Annotated in this window: 3 protein-coding genes; all 3 read left to right on the plus strand. The window is 39.7% G+C overall.

What is annotated here, in order from left to right:
- The coding region (locus tag ACTRWI_RS22295; protein ID WP_499133879.1) for an IS4 family transposase at positions 1-867 on the plus strand (867 nt) is incomplete at its 5' end.
- A gap of 86 nt (positions 868-953) precedes the next feature.
- On the plus strand, positions 954-1511 hold the full coding sequence (locus ACTRWI_RS22300) for a DUF4347 domain-containing protein (protein ID WP_499133880.1): 558 nt from the start codon (positions 954-956) through the stop codon (positions 1509-1511).
- Positions 1512-1725: 214 nt separating this feature from the next.
- A partial coding sequence (locus ACTRWI_RS22305; RefSeq protein ID WP_499133881.1) for an ISAs1 family transposase occupies positions 1726-2171 on the plus strand: 446 nt, incomplete at its 3' end.

Here is a 2171-nt window from a genome sequence, read left to right on the forward strand (position 1 = left end):
GAAGCCGATATCATGAGTTACTTGGCAGATAAACAATCGCATAGTGAACGTTTTGTTGTCAGAGCCAAACACTCTAGAATACTTGTTGATAAACAAAAGCTGTTTGAGCATATGGATGCTCAACCCGTCACAGGCGGTTACACGATCACTATCCCACAGAAAGGAGTGACAGGCTCCCGCAACAAGACGAAAAATCGCCCGTCACGCACAGCCAAATTAACAGTAAAAGCGAGTACTGTAACGATAAAGATGGGAGGACAAGAGCATCAACTTAATGTGGTTTACGCTCAAGAATCTAGCTCAGTCCAAGAGCATGAAAAAGTGTCATGGATGCTCTTAACCAGTGAGCCGATAGAGACACTACAACAACAGCTCCATGTAATAGAAATTTACGCAACGAGATGGCGCATAGAAGACTTCCATAAAGCCTGGAAAACAGGGGCTGGTGTTGAAAGATTACGAATGACATCGGCAGATAATTTAGAACGAGCAGCCTCTATCCTCGCATTCGTAGGGGTTCGTTTGTTGCAGCTTCGAGAGGTCCTTACGCTTCCAATTTACCTTCGCAAAAGAGGTCAAGTTGAGGAAGCTAAAGCGTTGGAAAATCAGAGTTGTAACAGTGTATTAGAAGAGGATGAATGGCGAATATTAATGCAACATTATAAGCCTCGAAACCATAAAGGCAAAGGAGCGCCAAGCATGAAATGGGCTTATCAATCCATTGCGAAGTTAGGTGGTTTTACCGACACAAAAAGAACAGGTATGGCGAGTTGGATAACCGTTTGGGACGGGTGGGATGAACTTCAATCTCAAGTGAAAGGTTATCGGGTAGCTAAAACTCTCTTTGCTACTGGAGAATCGTTATAAGATCTGATCAAGAGAAAGGTGTCGCACTTATTATCTGAATTCGAGTATTATATAATGATGATATGGCTTTTTCATGGAAAAATCTCATGAACGCAACATTTACAATCTTGGTTAAGTATTTAATTAAATTTGTTCTTCCGATCGCTTTTTTAACTTGTACAAGTTTAATATATTTACATTATGAGTCTAAAAAAACATACGAAGTGGTAATAATCGATTCGGGAGTAAAGAATAGTGAATTACTATTAAGTGGGTTAAAGAGAGAGGCAGATATATTCTATTTAATAAAAGAAGAAGATGGGGTTGATAATATATACAATATAATTAAGGAAAAGGAAAATATCTCCACCCTCCATATAGTTTCTCATGGTGAAAATGGCACCGTTCATCTTGGCAACGCTCGACTAAATATAAAAAATATTAATTTTTACAAAGATACTCTTTCTAAATGGAACGGTTCATTTGAAAAGGATGGTCGAATTATATTATACGGCTGTAATATTGCATATGACGTACATGGGAAAAGCTTCATAAACACACTCAAAGAAATAATCAATCTCGATATTTATGCGTCTGATAACTTGACAGGTTCAAACAAATTAGACGGAGACGATGTTTTTGAATTTCAGGCTTTGAAAAATTAAAGATGGCTTTAAATCATGTAACAAGGCGCTGGCGGTTCCCCTCATAACTCTCCCAGTTCACAGGTATGCGTTAGGCGCTGATATTCCGCCATTGCCCCAGGGTAAGGGCGGGTTCGAACTTTAACCACTGAAAATAAAGGCTTTTATTTTACAAGGAACTTTTTTAGATAATCACGATCTGATCATGAAGTAAAATAACATGAGAAATTCGCACATGATTATCATTGAGCAACTTAAAAAAGTGAAAGATACCCGTTCGCACATCAATCAAGTTTATCCTGTTATGGAAGTCGCTTTTTTGGTCATAACAGCCATGATTTGTGGTCAAAATAAGTGGACAGAGATTAAGGATTTCGGTGAAGGAAATATCGAGTGGTTACGTGAGTATTTCCCCTACGAAAATGGTCTTCCCACTCGACATAATATAGCTGCGATCATGAGAGCCGTTGTGCCAGAGACGCTCTTAGAAGCGATGGTGGGCTGGGTCAATTTGCACAGAGAGAAACATGCTCAGCCTATAATCAGTGTTGATGGGAAGGCTCTAAAAGGGGCGGAAGCAAGCAAACAACAGCACCCTCTCTATATGGTTTCGGCATTTGATGTAGACGAAGGTTTGACTCTCACACACCAACCTTGTGACGGCAAAGGTATGGAGCTAAT

The sequence above is a fragment of the Pseudoalteromonas sp. G5_S1_14_S5 genome, assembly GCF_054968605.1.

Bases quoted from the DNA above. Each gene is read 5' to 3' on its own strand.
- ACTRWI_RS22300 (WP_499133880.1), top strand. From the start codon at position 954: ATGAACGCAACATTTACAATCTTGGTTAAGTATTTAATTAAATTTGTT.